The organism is Solimonas sp. K1W22B-7, assembly GCF_003428335.1.
Classification (GTDB): Bacteria; Pseudomonadota; Gammaproteobacteria; order Nevskiales; family Nevskiaceae; genus Solimonas_A.
In genome coordinates this window covers 2,110,558-2,125,129 of record NZ_CP031704.1, presented here as the reverse complement: position 1 = coordinate 2,125,129, position 14,572 = coordinate 2,110,558, and the positions used below count along the sequence as shown (strand labels likewise).

The 14,572-nt window shown below is 64.1% G+C and carries 12 protein-coding genes and 1 tRNA gene; 3 read left to right on the top strand and 10 right to left on the bottom strand.

The genetic code is table 11. The annotated features are described in order from the left end of the window. Nucleotides 1–8: 8 nt before the first annotated feature. From ileS to murJ, 3 genes are all read right to left on the bottom strand, one after another. The gene (gene ileS / locus D0B54_RS09760; RefSeq protein ID WP_117291145.1) at nt 9–2,876 is read right to left on the bottom strand and encodes an isoleucine--tRNA ligase; all 2,868 of its coding nucleotides are present in this window, start codon (nt 2,874–2,876) and stop codon (nt 9–11) included. A gap of 63 nt (nt 2,877–2,939) precedes the next feature. Beyond that, the gene (locus D0B54_RS09755; RefSeq protein WP_117291144.1) at nt 2,940–3,863 is read right to left on the bottom strand and encodes a bifunctional riboflavin kinase/FAD synthetase; all 924 of its coding nucleotides are present in this window, start codon (nt 3,861–3,863) and stop codon (nt 2,940–2,942) included. A 13-nt stretch (nt 3,864–3,876) separates the two neighbouring features. Then, nucleotides 3,877–5,424 carry a murein biosynthesis integral membrane protein MurJ gene (gene murJ, locus D0B54_RS09750; protein ID WP_117291143.1) on the bottom strand — a complete coding sequence of 516 codons (1,548 nt, stop codon included), beginning with the start codon at nt 5,422–5,424 and terminating at the stop codon, nt 3,877–3,879. Nucleotides 5,425–5,571: 147 nt separating this feature from the next. Between murJ and rpsT the strand changes: the two genes are divergently transcribed. Next, a complete protein-coding gene (rpsT, locus tag D0B54_RS09745; protein WP_117291142.1) occupies nt 5,572–5,835 on the top strand; it encodes a 30S ribosomal protein S20 in 264 nt (87 codons plus the stop codon). Nucleotides 5,836–6,036: 201 nt separating this feature from the next. On the opposite strand, the gene proB is transcribed toward rpsT, so the two are convergent. From proB to rplU, 4 genes are all read right to left on the bottom strand, one after another. Then, nucleotides 6,037–7,158: a glutamate 5-kinase gene (gene proB / locus D0B54_RS09740; protein ID WP_117291141.1), complete on the bottom strand. Its 1,122-nt coding sequence runs from the start codon at nt 7,156–7,158 to the stop codon at nt 6,037–6,039. A gap of 9 nt (nt 7,159–7,167) precedes the next feature. Then, the gene (cgtA, locus tag D0B54_RS09735; protein ID WP_117291140.1) at nt 7,168–8,235 is read right to left on the bottom strand and encodes an Obg family GTPase CgtA; all 1,068 of its coding nucleotides are present in this window, start codon (nt 8,233–8,235) and stop codon (nt 7,168–7,170) included. An 83-nt stretch (nt 8,236–8,318) separates the two neighbouring features. After that, nucleotides 8,319–8,576, bottom strand: a complete 258-nt coding sequence (gene rpmA / locus D0B54_RS09730; RefSeq protein ID WP_117291139.1) for a 50S ribosomal protein L27 — start codon at nt 8,574–8,576, stop codon at nt 8,319–8,321. An 18-nt stretch (nt 8,577–8,594) separates the two neighbouring features. Further along, a complete protein-coding gene (gene rplU, locus D0B54_RS09725) occupies nt 8,595–8,909 on the bottom strand; it encodes a 50S ribosomal protein L21 (protein WP_117291138.1) in 315 nt (104 codons plus the stop codon). A 254-nt stretch (nt 8,910–9,163) separates the two neighbouring features. On the opposite strand from rplU, the gene D0B54_RS09720 reads away from it, so the two are divergent. Both D0B54_RS09720 and D0B54_RS09715 read left to right on the top strand, forming a co-directional pair. Next, complete coding sequence (locus D0B54_RS09720) at nt 9,164–10,132, top strand: polyprenyl synthetase family protein (protein WP_117291137.1); 969 nt, start codon at nt 9,164–9,166, stop codon at nt 10,130–10,132. Between the two features lie 13 nt (nt 10,133–10,145). Next, nucleotides 10,146–10,222 (top strand) — tRNA-Pro (locus tag D0B54_RS09715). Nucleotides 10,223–10,426: 204 nt separating this feature from the next. Here D0B54_RS09715 and D0B54_RS09710 read toward each other — a convergent pair. The 3 genes from D0B54_RS09710 to D0B54_RS09700 all read right to left on the bottom strand — a co-directional run bounded on the left by D0B54_RS09710 (nt 10,427) and on the right by D0B54_RS09700 (nt 14,308). After that, nucleotides 10,427–10,771 (bottom strand): YegP family protein, encoded by a 345-nt coding sequence (locus D0B54_RS09710; RefSeq protein WP_117291136.1) that lies wholly within the window; start codon nt 10,769–10,771, stop codon nt 10,427–10,429. 206 nt (nt 10,772–10,977) lie between these two features. Continuing rightward, a complete protein-coding gene (locus D0B54_RS09705; RefSeq protein WP_117291135.1) occupies nt 10,978–13,179 on the bottom strand; it encodes a S8 family peptidase in 2,202 nt (733 codons plus the stop codon). Then, a complete protein-coding gene (locus D0B54_RS09700; protein ID WP_117291134.1) occupies nt 13,172–14,308 on the bottom strand; it encodes an AAA family ATPase in 1,137 nt (378 codons plus the stop codon). The genes D0B54_RS09705 and D0B54_RS09700 overlap by 8 nt, the downstream gene beginning before the upstream one ends. Nucleotides 14,309–14,572 lie beyond the last annotated feature (264 nt).

Here is a 14,572-nt window from a genome sequence, read left to right as displayed (position 1 = left end):
TCGATTTCTCAGATGTAGCGGCGCGCTTCGCCCGCCCCGTCGATGTTGACGATGCAGCGTTCGCAGAGTGTCGGATGCTGCGCATGCTGGCCCACCTCGGGCCGCTGGTGCCAGCAGCGTTCGCATTTGGCGTGGCTGCTGGCCCGCGCGACGATCCACAGCTTCTCGCCGTTATCCAGCGTGCTCTCCAGCGCGTCCTGCGGCCTGGCGGCGCCGGCCTGCAGGGTGACGGCGGAGGTGATGAACCAGAAACGCAGTTCCTCTCCGGCCGTGGCCAGCGCGGATGCGAGTTCGCCCTCGGCATACAGCGCGACCTCGGCATTCAGGCCGGAACCGATCTGGCCGCCGACACGCAGGTCCTCGAGCACTTTCTTGACCGCCTCGCGCACCGAGACCAGGCGGGCCCAGTCGATCTCCGTGGCGTCGGTTTCCGGCAAGGCATGCCAGGTCTGCGCGAACACCGAGCCGCTGCGGTCGCCCGGCAGCGCGCTCCAGATTTCATCGGCGGTGAAGGACAGGATCGGCGCGATCCAGCGCAGCATCGCCTCGGCGATGTGGAACATCGCGGTCTGTGCCGAGCGGCGCGCCAAGCTCCTGGCCTGCGAGGTGTAGAGGCGGTCCTTCAGCACGTCCAGGTAGAGGCCGCCGAGGTCGACGACACAGTAGTTGTGCAGCCGGTGGTAGACCTGGTGGAACTCGCGCCGGCCGTAGGCCGCGCGGATGTCCTGCTGCAGGGCCGTGGCCTGCTGCAGCGCCCAGCGGTCGATCGCCAGCAGTTCGGACGCGGGCACCAGGTCGGTGGCCGGATCGAAGCCGTTGAGGTTGCCCAGCAGGTAGCGCGCGGTGTTGCGGATGCGGCGGTAGGCATCGGCCATGCGCTGCAGCAGCTTGTCGGAGATCGCGATCTCGCCGGAGTAGTCGGAGCTGGAGGCCCAGAGGCGCAGGATGTCGGCGCCCAGGGTCTTGGTCACCTGCTGCGGCGCCACGACATTGCCGAGCGACTTGGACATCTTGCGTCCCTGCTCGTCCACGGTGAAGCCGTGCGTCAGCACATGCGTGTACGGCGCGTGGCCGTCCATGGCGACGCGCGCCAGCAGCGAGGAATGGAACCAGCCGCGATGCTGGTCCGAACCTTCCAGGTAGAACACCGCGGCCTTGGCGCCGTTCTTGCCGGTGGCCGGGTCGCGGTTGGCCTCGCTGTCGAGCGCGGCATAGTCCGGCACCGGGAAGCCGTTGCTCTTGAAGAAGCACTGGTGCACGACGCCGGAGTCGAACCACACGTCGAGCGTGTCGGTCCCCTTCTCGTAGCGCGTGCCGTCCACGCCCCAGTCGGCGGGCGTGCTGCCCCACCAGGCCTCGAGGCCTTCGGCGTCGACGCGGTCGGCGATCCTCAGCAGCAGCTGCGCGCTGTCCGGGTGCAGCGTCTGCGCCTCGCGGTCGACGAACACGGCCAGCGGCACGCCCCAGGTGCGCTGGCGCGAGATGCACCAGTCCGGGCGGTCCTTGACCATCTCGTGGATGCGCGCCTCGCCCCAGCCGGGAATCCAGTGGGTCTTGCGGATCGCTTCCAGCGCCTGCGGGCGCAGGCCGTTGGCGTCCATCGAGATGAACCACTGCGGCGTGGCGCGGAAGATCAGCGGCGTCTTGTGGCGCCAGCAGTGCGGGTAGCTGTGCGTGATCTGCGCCAGGTGCGCCAGTGCTCCGCTCTCGCGCAGCGCGGCGATGATCGGCTCGTCGGCCTTGCGCACGTGCTGGCCGCCGACCAGCGGCGTGCTGTCGCTGAACTTGCCGGAGGACAGCACCGGGTTGTCCACCGGCAGCTGGTAGAGCTTGCCGACGACGTAGTCGTCCACGCCATGCGCCGGCGCGGTGTGCACCAGGCCGGTGCCGGCCTCGAGCGTGACGTGTTCGCCGAGGATCAGCGGCACGCTGCGGCCGGCAAAGGGATGCTCGGCGCGCGCGCCTTCCAGCGCGGCGCCGGTAGCGCGGCCCAGCACGGTGGCTTCGGCGCCGTAGCGGCGCGCGATGCCTTCCAGCAGCTCGGCGGCGACGACCACGCGGCCCTGCTCGGGGAACTGCGCCAGCACGTACTCGATCTGCGCTCCGGCGGCGATCGCCTGGTTGGCCGGCAGCGTCCAGGGCGTGGTGGTCCAGATGACGAAGGCGGCACCGGCGGCGTCGGCCACGCCGAAACGCCGCGCCAGGTCGGCGGCGTCGCTGGCGGCAAACTTCACGTCGATGGCGAAGGACTTCTTGTCCTCGTACTCCACCTCGGCCTCGGCCAGCGAGGAGCCGCAGTCCAGGCACCAGTGCACCGGCTTGAAGCCGCGCACGACGTGGCCGTTGGCGACGATGCGCGACAGCGCACGCAGCTGCTCGGCCTCGAAGGCCGGCGCCATCGTGAGATACGGGTGATCCCAGTCGGCCAGCACGCCGAGGCGCTTGAAGTCCTCGCGCTGGCGCGCGACCTGCTCGGTGGCGTACTCGCGGCACTTCTGGCGGAATTCGCGCGCGTCGAGCTTGTCGCCGACCTTGCCGAACTTCTTCTCCACCTGCAGCTCGATCGGCAGGCCGTGGCAGTCCCAGCCCGGCACGAAGGGCACGTGGTAGCCCTCCAGGCGCGCCGACTTGCAGACGATGTCCTTCAGGACCTTGTTGACGGCATGGCCGATGTGGATGTCGCCGTTGGCATACGGCGGGCCGTCGACCAGCCAGAACGGCGGCCGGTCGGCGGTGTCCTGCTGGACGCGGGCGTAGAGACCATCGCCCTCCCAGCGGCCGAGCCAGTCCGGCTCACGCTTGGCAAGGTTGGCCTGCATCGGAAACGGGGTTTCCGGCAGGTTGATGGTCGGTTTGTAGTCTTTCTTGTCGCTCATGGGGATTACTACTGGCGCGGCCCCCAGGCTGGCGGGCCGCTAACGCTTTGGCGGAAAGGCGAATTATGAGGCAAAGAAGGCGATGGCGTCGGCCTTGTCGCGCTGCATCTGGACGGCCAGGTCGTCCAGCGAGTCGAAGTGCTCCTCGGGCCGCAGGAACTTGTGGAACTGCACGGTCATGGGGTGGCCGTAGAGCTCGCCCGGCTCGCCGAAGACGTGGGTCTCCAGCAGGCAGCGGGTGAAGCCCAGGGTGGGCCGCACGCCCAGCGCCGCCACGCCCTCGTAGTCGTGCCCGTTGGCGCGGGCCCGCACGGCGTAGATGCCCAGGCGCAGCGCCGGCGGGCGGTGCAGGAAGATGTTGGTGGTGGGCATGCCCAGCTTGCGCGCCAACTGCAGGCCGCGGCGCACGTGGCCGGTCATCTCGTAGGGCCGGCCCAGCATGGCCTCGGCGCGGGCCAGGTCGGCCTCGGCCAAGGCCTGGCGCAGGGCCGTGGAGCTGCAGCGCTCCGGCCCCAGCGCCACCGTTCCCAGGCCCTCGGTGGCGAAACCCAGCTCCGCGCCCATGGCCCGCAGCAGGGCCAGGTCGCCGGTCCGCTGGTGGCCAAAGCGGAAATCGTCGCCGATCACCACGGCGCGCACGCCGGCGGCACCGACCAGCACCTCGCGCACGAAGTCCTCGGCCGACATCGACGCCAGGGCACGGCCGAAGCGCTGGATGATCATGCAGTCCAGCCCCAGTTCGGACAGCACCTTGACCTTGCCGCGGAAGGTGCTGATGCGCGGCGGCGACTTGTCGCGGGCGAAGAACTCGCGCGGCGTCGGCTCGAAGGCCATCAGCGCCACCGGCACCCCCGCCTCGCGCCCCAGGGCCTGGGCCCTGGCGATCAGGGCCTGGTGGCCCAGGTGCACGCCGTCGAAGTTGCCGATGGTCAGCACGCAGCCGCGATGCCGGGATTGCAGGTTTCGGTAGCCGCGGATCAGTTCCATGGGTGATCGGGGTTCATCGGCTGCGGCGGAAATGGGCCGGGCGCATGCCGCTGAGCCATAGCGTAGCGAAATACGCGGCCATCGCCGCGGTCACCAGGCCCAGGATCCAGCTGCCGCGCTGCTGCAGGCCGGCGGCGATCCAGGCCGACAGCGCGGGGCTGAAGGCCAGGATCAGCACGGCCATCACGGCATTGGCCGCCAGCAGCCGCAGGGCGAAGCCGCGCCAGCCCGGCTGCGGGCGGTAGACACCGTCCTGGCGCAGGCGGCGGAACAGCAGGCCGGCGTTGATCCAGGCCGACAGCGAGGTGGCCAGCGCCAGGCCGGCATGGGGTGCCTCGAAATCCAGCAGCACCGACAGGCCGACGAACGTGCCGCTCATGACCATGCCGGAGACGATCGCCACCAGGCCGAAGCGCACCGGCAGGCGGGTCTCCTGGCGCGCGTAGAAGCCCGGGATCAGCACCTTGACCAGCGAAAAGCCCATGAAGCCGAAGGCATAGGCCATCAGCGCCCAGGTGGTCATGCGCACATCGTGCGGGTTGAAGGCGTTGTACTGGAACAGCGTGGTGGTCAGCGGCCCGGCCAGCAGGAACAGGCCCATGGCGGCCGGCACGCCGATCAGCAGGATCGTGCGCAGGCCCCAGTCCAGCGTTGCGGAGAAGTCCTCGGGCGAACGGCTGGCGTGCTGCGCCGCCAGGCTGGGCAGCACCACCGTGGCCACGGCGATGCTGAAGATGCCCAGCGGGAACTCCATCAGCCGGTCGGCGTAATACAGCCAGCTGACGCTGCCGTTGACCAGCAGCGAGGCCAGGATGGTGTCCAGCAGCAGGCTGATCTGCTGCACCGAGGCGCCGAACAGGATCGGCAGCATCAGCGTGATGATGCGGCGCACGCGCAGGTCCTTCCAGCCCCAGCGCGGGCGCGGCAGCATGCCCAGCTTGCGCAGCGCCGGCCACTGGAACATGAACTGCAGGATGCCGGCGACGAATACCGCGTAGGCCAGCACCTGAACCGACTGGCTGTCGATGAAGGCCGAGCCGATCAGGCAGAGGTTGAGGATCACCGGGGTGATCGCGGGGATCGCGAACTGGCCGTAGCTGTTCAGCACGCCCGAGGCCATCGCCGTCAGCGAGATGAACATCAGGTAGGGGAAGGTCCAGCGCAGCAGCTCGGTGCCCAGGGCCTGCTTGGCCGGGTCGCCGCCGAAGCCGGGGGCAAACAGCCACAGCAGCAGCGGCGCCGCCAGGCAGCCCACCAGGGTGATGATGGCCAGCACGCCGCCCAGGGTGCCCATGGTCACCGCCACCAGGTCGCGCACCTCTTCGTGCGGGCGTGTGGTCCTGACCTCGGTGAACACCGGCACGAAGGCCTGCGAGAAGGCCCCTTCGGCGAACATGCGGCGCCCGAAGTTGGGAATCTTGAGCGCCACCAGGAAGGCATCCATGCCGGCCGAGGCGCCGAAGGCGCGGGCGAACATGACGTCGCGTACGAAGCCCAGCACGCGGGAAAGCAGGGTCATCAGGCTGACGATGCCGGAGGACTTGAGCATGGATTTGGACATGGCCGCGCAGTTTACAGACTGCCCCCCGGATTTTCCCCCTGGAAAGGCTTTATTTTCTGGCGCTTAAGGTTGACAAACGCCGCTCCAGACCGGAGAATTCGCCCCCTTCAAAAGTCCGTTTGAATCGAATTCTTCAGGAGTTTCACCTTGGCCAATATCGCCAGCGCCAAAAAGCGCGCCCGCCAGTCCGTCAAGCGTCGCGAGCACAACGTGGCGCAGCGTTCGATGGTTCGTAGCACCATCAAGAAGGTCGTCAAGGCCGTTACGGCCAAGGACAAGTCCGCCGCCGAAGCCGCCTACAAGGAAATGGTGCCGGTGCTGGACCGTTACGCCGACAAGGGCCAGATCCACAAGAACAAGGCTGCCCGCCACAAGTCGCGCCTCGCCGCGCACATCAAGGCTCTGGGCTAAGTCCCTGAGCTTCAAAAGAAAAAGCCGGGCGATGCCCGGCTTTTTTTGTTGTCTTTCTCCCCTCGCCCGTTTGCGGGAGAGGGGCTGGGGGAGAGGGTTTCTGTAAAGCGTTGCGGGGCTAGCCCCTCCAGCATTTACAGAAACCCTCTCCCGCCCTTCGGGCACCCTCTCCCGCAAGCGGGAGAGGGGAAAGAAAATCCCTCAGGCCAGCACAAGATTGTCGCGGTGGATCATCTCCACCTCGCCGACGTAGCCCAGCCGCGCCGCCACTTCCTCGCTGCGCGCGCCGGCGATCTTCTGCGCGTCGGTCACCGCGTAGTTGCACAGGCCGCGGGCGATCTCGCGGCCTTCGGCGTCGAGGCACTGCACCAGGTCGCCGCGCTCGAACTCCCCTTCCACGCGCTTGACGCCCACCGGCAGCAGGCTGCGCCCCTGCTCGCGCAGCACGCGCACGGCGCCCTCGTCCAGCACCAGCCGCCCCCGCAACTGCAGCTGGCCCGCGATCCAGCGCTTGCGCGCCGCCATCACGCCCTGGGCGGGCTTGAGCAGCGAGCCGATGGTCTCGCCCTGCGCGATGCGCAGCAGCGCGTCGGACTTGCGGCCGAAGGCGATGACGGTGGCGGCGCCGGAGCGCGCAGCGGTGTGGGCTGCGGAAAGCTTGGTGCGCATGCCGCCGCGGCCCAGCTCACCCTTGCTGTCGCCCGCCATGCCGGCCAGGCGCGAATCCGACAGCTCGGCTTCCGAAATCAGCTTCGCATCGGGGTTGCTGCGCGGATCGGCGTCGAACAGGCCTTCCTGGTCGGTGAGGATCACCAGCAGGCTGGCGTCGATCAGGTTGGCGGTCAGCGCGCCCAGGGTGTCGTTGTCGCCCAGGCGGATTTCGTCGGTGGCGACGGTGTCGTTCTCGTTGACCACCGGCACCACACCGAACTCCAGCAGGGTGTTGAAGGTGCTGCGCGCGTTGAGATAACGGCCGCGGTCGGCGACGTCCTCGTGCGTCAGCAGCACCTGCGCGGCGCGCAGGCCGTGCTTCTTGAACTCGTCTTCGTAGGCGCGCACCAGGCCCATCTGGCCGACGGCGGCGGTGGCCTGCAGCTCGTGCAGCGTGCCCGGGCGCTTCTTGAAGCCCAGCCGCGCCATGCCCTCGGCGACGGCACCGGAGGACACCAGCACGATCTGCTTGCCCTGGCGCCGCAGCGCTGCGATCTGCGCGCACCAGTCGGCGATGGCCTCGTGGTCCAGTCCCTGCCCCTTGGCGGTGACCAGGGAACTGCCAACCTTGATGACCCAGCGCTTGCTGACGGCGAGCTTGTGGCGATCCATGTTGCGGCCTTACTCCTGCGGCGGCACGGTGTTGTCGAGGGGAAATTCGGGTTCGATGACCTTGGGAGGCGCGTGTACCTCCACCCACTGCATGGCGGCTTCGCTGAGTTCGGCCAGGCCGCGATGCGTGGCGGCGGAGATGGCGAACCAGCGGCCCTTCCAGCGCAGGCGGCGCAGCGCCTTCTTGATCAGCGCCTGCCACTCATCCTCGGGCATGACGTCGGTCTTGTTGAACAGCAGCCACTGCTCGCGCCCGGCCAGTTCCTCGCCGAATTCCTTCAGCTCGGCGTTGATCGTGCGGATGTTGTCGACGATGTCGCTTTCGTCCGGCGGCAGGATGTCCACCAGGTGCAGCAGCAGGCGCGTGCGCTGCAGGTGCTTGAGGAAGCGGATGCCCAGGCCGGCGCCGGAGGAGGCACCCTCGATCAGGCCGGGGATGTCCATCATCACGAAGGAGCGGTTCATGCCCACCGACACCACGCCCGGCTGCGGGTAGAGCGTGGTGAAGGGATAGTCCGCGATCTTGGGACGCGCGGCGGACACCGAGGCCAGCAGGGTCGACTTGCCGGCGTTGGGCATGCCCAGCAGGCCCACGTCCGCCATCAGCGACAGTTCCAGGCGCAGTTCGCGCTGCTCGCCGGGATAGCCCTTGGTGGACTTGTAGGGCGTGCGGTTGACCGAGGACTTGAAGCGGACGTTGCCCAGGCCGTGGAAGCCGCCCTGGGCCACCTTGATGCGCTGGCCGATCCTGGTCAGCTCGCCGATCAGCTCGCTGGTCTCGACGTCGTAGATGCGCGTGCCCAGCGGCATGCGCACTTCCAGGTCCTCGGCACCGGCGCCGGTGCAGTTGGCACCGGCGCCGTTGGTGCCGCGCCCGGCACTGAAGCGGCGGGTGAAGCGGAAGTCCGCCAGCGTGTTGAGGTTGACGTCGCCGACTGCGTAGACGCTGCCGCCGTCGCCGCCGTCGCCGCCGTCCGGACCACCGAAGGGAATCGCCTTCTCGCGGCGGAAGCTGATGCAGCCCGCGCCACCGTCGCCGGCTTCGACGCGGATATTGGCTTCATCGACGAATTTCATGACGGGACCAGGTCGGGGCAGTGAGACTCAACGAACAAAAAAGCCCCGTTTCCGGGGCCTTTTCGGTGAGACGTTCAGACAGTTCAGGCCGCGACGATATCGACGTGGATGCGGCCCTTCGGACCGCGGGTGTTGAACTGGATCTTGCCGTCGGTCAGCGCGAAGATCGTGTGATCCTTGCCGACTGCGGAGCCGACACCGGCGCGGAAGCGCGTGCCGCGCTGGCGCACGATGATGTTGCCGGCGATGACTTCTTCGCCGCCAAACTTCTTTACGCCAAGGCGCTTCGACTCGGAGTCGCGGCCGTTACGGGTACTACCACCAGCTTTTTTATGTGCCATTGCTGTATTCCTCGAATCTTAGGCGCCGACGATCTCAGTGATCTTCACTTCCGTGAAGTTCTGACGGTGGCCCTGCTCCTTGTGATAATGCTTGCGGCGGCGGTGCTTGATGATGCGGATCTTGTCGCCGCGGCCGTGCGCGAGCACTTCTGCCTTGACCACACCACCGGCAACCAGCGGAGCACCCACGGTGAGCGTGTCACCGTTGGAGACCATCAGCACTTCCTCGAAGGAAACGGTGCTGCCGACTTCCACGGCGAGGCTCTCGATCGACAGCTTTTCGCCCGGGGCGACCTTGTACTGCTTACCCCCGGTCTTGATGACGGCGTACATCGTGGAATACTCCAGAATAGGTCTTGAGCCGGAAAACGGCCGTGAAAGAGCGCGGGATTTTAGTGAGCGCCCCGGGTTTCGTCAACCTTTATCCCATAATTTGTAACCGGAGGGGGTCTCCGGGGCTACCTGTAGGGGGTCCGGGGGTAGGCCCGGGTGTCCCGACTGGGGAGCCGGGCATGGGCTATCTCCATATATTAATTGACGGATGCGGCGTAGCGCCCTAGCCTTTCGCGGCCTTTTCCAGCCTCCCCATGATCCTCAAAGACATCCTGGCGCCGATTGCCGGCGACATGCAGCGCGTTGACGATGTCATCCGCGCCCGCCTCAGCTCCGAAGTAGCCCTGATCAACGAGATCGCGGGCTATATCGTCGGTGCCGGCGGCAAGCGCCTGCGCCCTGCCCTGGTCCTGCTGGCCGGCCGGGCCCTGGGCAGCCGGTCCGGCGAGCCGGAGCTGCTGGCCGCCACCATCGAATTCATCCATACCGCCACCCTGCTGCACGACGACGTGGTGGACGAATCCGGCCTGCGCCGGGGCCTGAAGACCGCCAACGCCGTCTGGGGCAATGCCGGGGCCGTGCTGTCGGGCGACTTCCTCTATAGCCGCGCCTTCCAGATGATGGTGGACACCGGCCGCATGGGGGTGATGAAGGTCATGGCCGACACCACCAACGCCATCGCCGAGGGCGAGGTCCTGCAGCTGATGAACGCCGGCGACCCCGAGGTCACCGAGGAGCGTTACCTGCGCGTGATCGAACTCAAGACCGCCCGCCTGTTCGAGGCCGCCTGCCGCCTGGGCGCCATCGCCGCCGACCAGCCGCAGGCCGTGCAGGACCGCATCGGCGAGTACGGCCACAAGCTGGGCATGGCCTTCCAGATGGTGGACGACCTGCTCGACTACATCGCCGACCCCAGCGTCAGCGGCAAGAACCTGGGCACCGACCTGGCCGAAGGCAAGCCGACGCTGCCTCTTATATATGCCATGCGCCAGGGCAGCCCCGCCCAGGCGGCCATGATCCGCGAGGCGATCGAGCGCGGACAGGTGGAAAAGTTGCAGGAAGTGCTCGCGGCCGTTGAATCCACCGGCGCGGTTCCTTATACTCGCGCGCTCGCTGAACGGTACTCCCGTGAAGCAGCCGATGCATTGAGCGAAGTTCCCGACTCGCCCTACAAGAATGCACTGGTGGCACTGGCCGGATACAACACGTCCCGGGTCAGCTGAAAGCGGTAGAACGCGGGGCGTAGCTCAGTTTGGTAGAGCGCTTGCTTCGGGAGCAAGAGGTCGCAGGTTCGAATCCTGTCGCCCCGACCAATTCGGTCAATTACTTAAAGCCCCCTGACATCAGGGGGCTTTTTGTTTGCGTAGCTATTTCGTACCCGATTCGTCCGGTCATCGAGCATGTCAAACGTATCGGTTAGCAATGCATTTCCCGGGACGCAGCTTCGGAAAACAACCGGAGCGCCACATTAAGGCGGGCCGGCATGCACCGGCCCGCCCTTCTCACCGACTTGCCTCCTAGTACGCCGACGCCGGGGTGAGATCTTCGACGGGTGCGAACGGCCCGCAGCGTTTCACCGCCGCGATGCCGTTGTCCCGGCCTGCCGCGGAGACGTACATCTCACTGCGGCCGATCACCTGGCCATTCACCGCGGTCAGCGTAAACCAGAACCCAGAGAGCGACTGGTGCTGCTTGTAGTTCCAGTCGACCGGGGAATGCGCCCGGCACGATTGGATACCATTTTGGGCACCCGCTTTCTGGAGATAACCCTCGCTCTGCAGTATCCGCTCACCGTTCTCCGCCGTGAGACTGAAGTAGTACTGACCGTCGGTCCCTTTGAACAGCTTGTACTTCGATGCCATACATCACCTCATCAGTTATGAAGGCTGAAAAGCTTGTAACTGGAGGTTGTCTTGGCCTACCATCGGCCCGCCTACAACTAGAAACACCCAGTACAAGAGTCGGCGCAAGCCCTCTTGATACGCCTACATGCAGCGGCAGTTACTTCGGTTTGTTAGCTCGTAACTAACTAGCTGAGGTGCTGCCGCTTTCTTTTGCCGTTATCCCCTTAAATTCTCACCTGAGTCTGCAGTTCCACCGTGTTCAGTACCGGATAGGCCGCTTGCACTCGAGCCAAAAGGTCATCTACACCAGGTGCCTGGATGGTAACCACAAGCGCATACGGCATTGGGTTCGCATCCTGCGGCCTAACAGCTTCGCTTTCATCGCGCACTTGGTAGTTGATGTGAAAATAGGGATCCGTGAGCTCACCAGCTTCTGCGGATCCACTACTGTGCAGAACCGCGTCCCAACGCTGACTGTCGCGCCTTAACTTGGCTTCGCTCTTGTACATCCCCTGACCAAAGATGTTTAGCGAATTCTTGGGGGCCTTGTAGCACCGAACCCACAAGCCGGCTTTCGTGTAGTTAACCGAATGCGAAGGGTCAATTGGTGCGCGGTAGCAAAAAGTTGCACCAATTTTCAGCCGCAAAGTCGCCGGAAGGCCTGCCGGTATGGGAATTACGGCCTTCTGCGGAAAACCAGGCCTTGTCTGTCCTTGATAGACAACTCGAACCACATCGGCCGGGGTGTACAGAAGATCGTCCGGCAAAAGCGGAACACGCCCCCATCCAACCTCGCCACGATCATGCGAGCGCGTGCTGAACTCCGCAGAGTTTATCGCCAGCGCCTGCAGAGCGATGGACGAGAAGGCACCCGCCGAGAGCACGTCAACGCCAATGGCTGTCCGCAAACACAATGGGCTCGCATAGCTTGTCCCTCCGACACCAACCAGCTGCGCCGCGGCGGGGCTGTATACAGCAAGCGGTTCCTCTGCACTGCCTCCGAAAACAAGCACGTCTGGTTTAACGTAACCAGGACTCCGCCCCGGACCGCAGGCGCTGTACGGGGCTCGATTCCACCGCTTTCCTTGAGAATTGGCAGAGCCAATCGCGAAAACGTTTACCGAATCTCCAGGAGGCTGAATGCGACGAAGGTCGTCCGGCAGCTCGCCATTGTTACCTACGGCCACAGTGCAGAGTGCTGCGCCATCCGAAAATTCAACGTCCAAACGCGATGTCCACTCGTGAACGTCGTCGTCAAAGAACGTCGCCACGGGCCCAAGGCTGATGTTGGCAAATCGGTAGGGGCTACCTGCAGCACGTGCCGCCTGAAGCTGTCCGATGATCCTGTCAAGAACATCCAGTGCCTGATCGGGGGTTTGCTCCGTCGGAAGGACACGAACATGGTCAACGTTGCAGTATGGCCTCTCCAACGCCGGTTTCTTGCGATCCAGAGCCCCGAATAGCAAGGCAGATGTCACATGCTGGCCGTGAAGCTGCTCGGCGGGTGAACTAGGCTGCAGGCCAGGTGCCGCCAATTCCCGTGCGTATCCGGGAAACGAATTTCCGATGCCTCCATCAAAGACCGCAACACGCAGTCGATCATTGATCGCGGGCACGTCGGGGACCGCAATTGCGACTGGCTTTACGGCTCGGGAAATTTCACCAGCGCCCTCCCAATCAGTGCGCAGCTCCGGCACAGATCGAATCACCCTAAGACGACTAAACTGCGCCAGTTGCGCAAGATTGTCCGAGGGCATCTCAAATGCCAAGAAAGCCAGTCCCGGAACGAAGCGATAGCCTCGATCGCTAATTTTTCCGTTGTAGCGCCGGACAGCCTCCCGGAAAGCATCGAGAATATCTTTATCGGCTTGGTCAGCATGAAGCGTGGCATGAAAAAAATCAGGCCATTTGCTGTTTGGTCGAATTCTCATTCGATCCTGAACAAAATGCGGCCTAGCATTCTCCACGCGACGTAGTTGCTCATGCTTTGTCGCCTCAACATCGTCTCTCATCAGAAAGCCGTCGAGCGCTGTGAAGTCGTGGGCCGTTCCTGATACAAAAATTGAGGCGGTTTCTTCTTGGGCCGGCTCTCCCCGCTTCACCTTCCGCGGAACAATGATCGCTGCACGAGACCCAAGTACCCCTATTCCCGCGTCACGCAAAACACCTGCGGGAAAGTAGCTCTTTGCAAGGTACGCCGGATGCAAATCCAGACAGGCCGTTATTTCAGACCGTGGTGCAAGGTAGTCTGGAATACTGGTTGCAATGGCAGACAAGGTCTGCAGTTGGGGATGCAGCACAGCGCGTGAATCTTGAAGGGAGTACGGATGCCATTTCGCACCTCCACCGCCAGGCCAATCCAGCTGGCCGATGAGCTCCCGGCCGTTTGCAATAAGCAAGTTTTTATTGGCGGCGTTATTAGCCATCAAGATCTCCCTCGGAAAGCTTTAGAAGCCGGTTCACAGTAGAGTGGCTAGTTCCAATCTTTGCAGCGATCTCTCTCTGCGAAAGTCCTTCGGCCCGAAGTTGGGCCGCAAGGGTAGCGCGCTCAAAATCGCTACCAACATGTTTGCCCTGTTCAAGGCTTTGTCCGATCGCCTCAGAAAGTGTCACTTGGTCGAGTGCCACCCTGCGCCTCGCCCGTTCCATCAACTTGACCGCATCAGACAACGGTCGCCCCTCGCACTGCTTGCCAAGTCGATGAGCCAACTGCGGCGGGCATCCATTTCGCTCTAGTACCGCGGAAAACTGTTCGGACGAGCTAGACGGGAACTGGACCCACATGTCAAAGCGCCGAAAAACAGCCTTATCTAGCAGCTCCACATGGTTTGTAGCTGCAATCAGCAATGATGTTGATGGCCAATCATCCACAGCCTGCAGCAGAACGTTGACGACTCTCTTCAGTTCTCCCACATCCTGCGCGTCATCTCTGCGCTTAGCCAAAGCATCGAATTCATCGAGAAATAGGACACAGCGCTCCCGCCTGCCGTGGTCAAGCACCCGAGCAAGGTTAACCCCAGTTTTTCCCAAATAGCTGTTCACAGCTGCAGCGAGGTTAAGCGTAAGGAGGGGCACATCCAGTTCATGCGCCAGGAACTTTGCCGTCATTGATTTGCCGGTTCCCGGAGGGCCCGACAGAAGGAGCGTGCGTGAGGGATGCAACTGCTGGGAATACAGCAAGTCTGAGCTCTTCCACTCGCGCAGAAGTTGATTCAGTTGGGACTCAACTTGGCTGGACCAGATGGGGTTGGATGGCAGAACTACGGGATACTCGGTAACCGTGAGGGGCAGACGAGTATCAGCATCCAATGGGTTCAAGGACCCCGCACCGCCATAGTCGCGCCCCATGGTCATGGCAGCGGGCCCAGCCTGCGCCAACGCCTGCGCCAGAACATCAGCCAAGGGGGACTTTTCACGGCGGAGCCTGGATATAATCCGGCTCACCCGCAAGCGAAAGGCAGCAGATTGGCCAGCGCAGCCCTCGTGAACCAAGCTGAACCACTCCGCTGCAACCGTCGGGCTTATTTTTACTGAGTTTTCTTGTGGTTGGTTCATGATGGTTCATAGTGTTTCACACACTATGAACCACTTCAAGTGCATCTGCTTGAGCTTCTGACAACCGACGGAAAACACGAGAGATAAACCTAGAAGCCAGCATCAGGCGGGCGTAGCTGGAACGCAGCAACGCTAGCCATGGCAAGTTATACCGGCGGCTTCAATCTCCTACCAATGTTCCACTAAATTTTTGATTTTAAATTTAATCCTTGCCAGAGGCCCGATTCGGGAGCAATGAGGTCGCAGGTTCGAATCCTGTCGCCC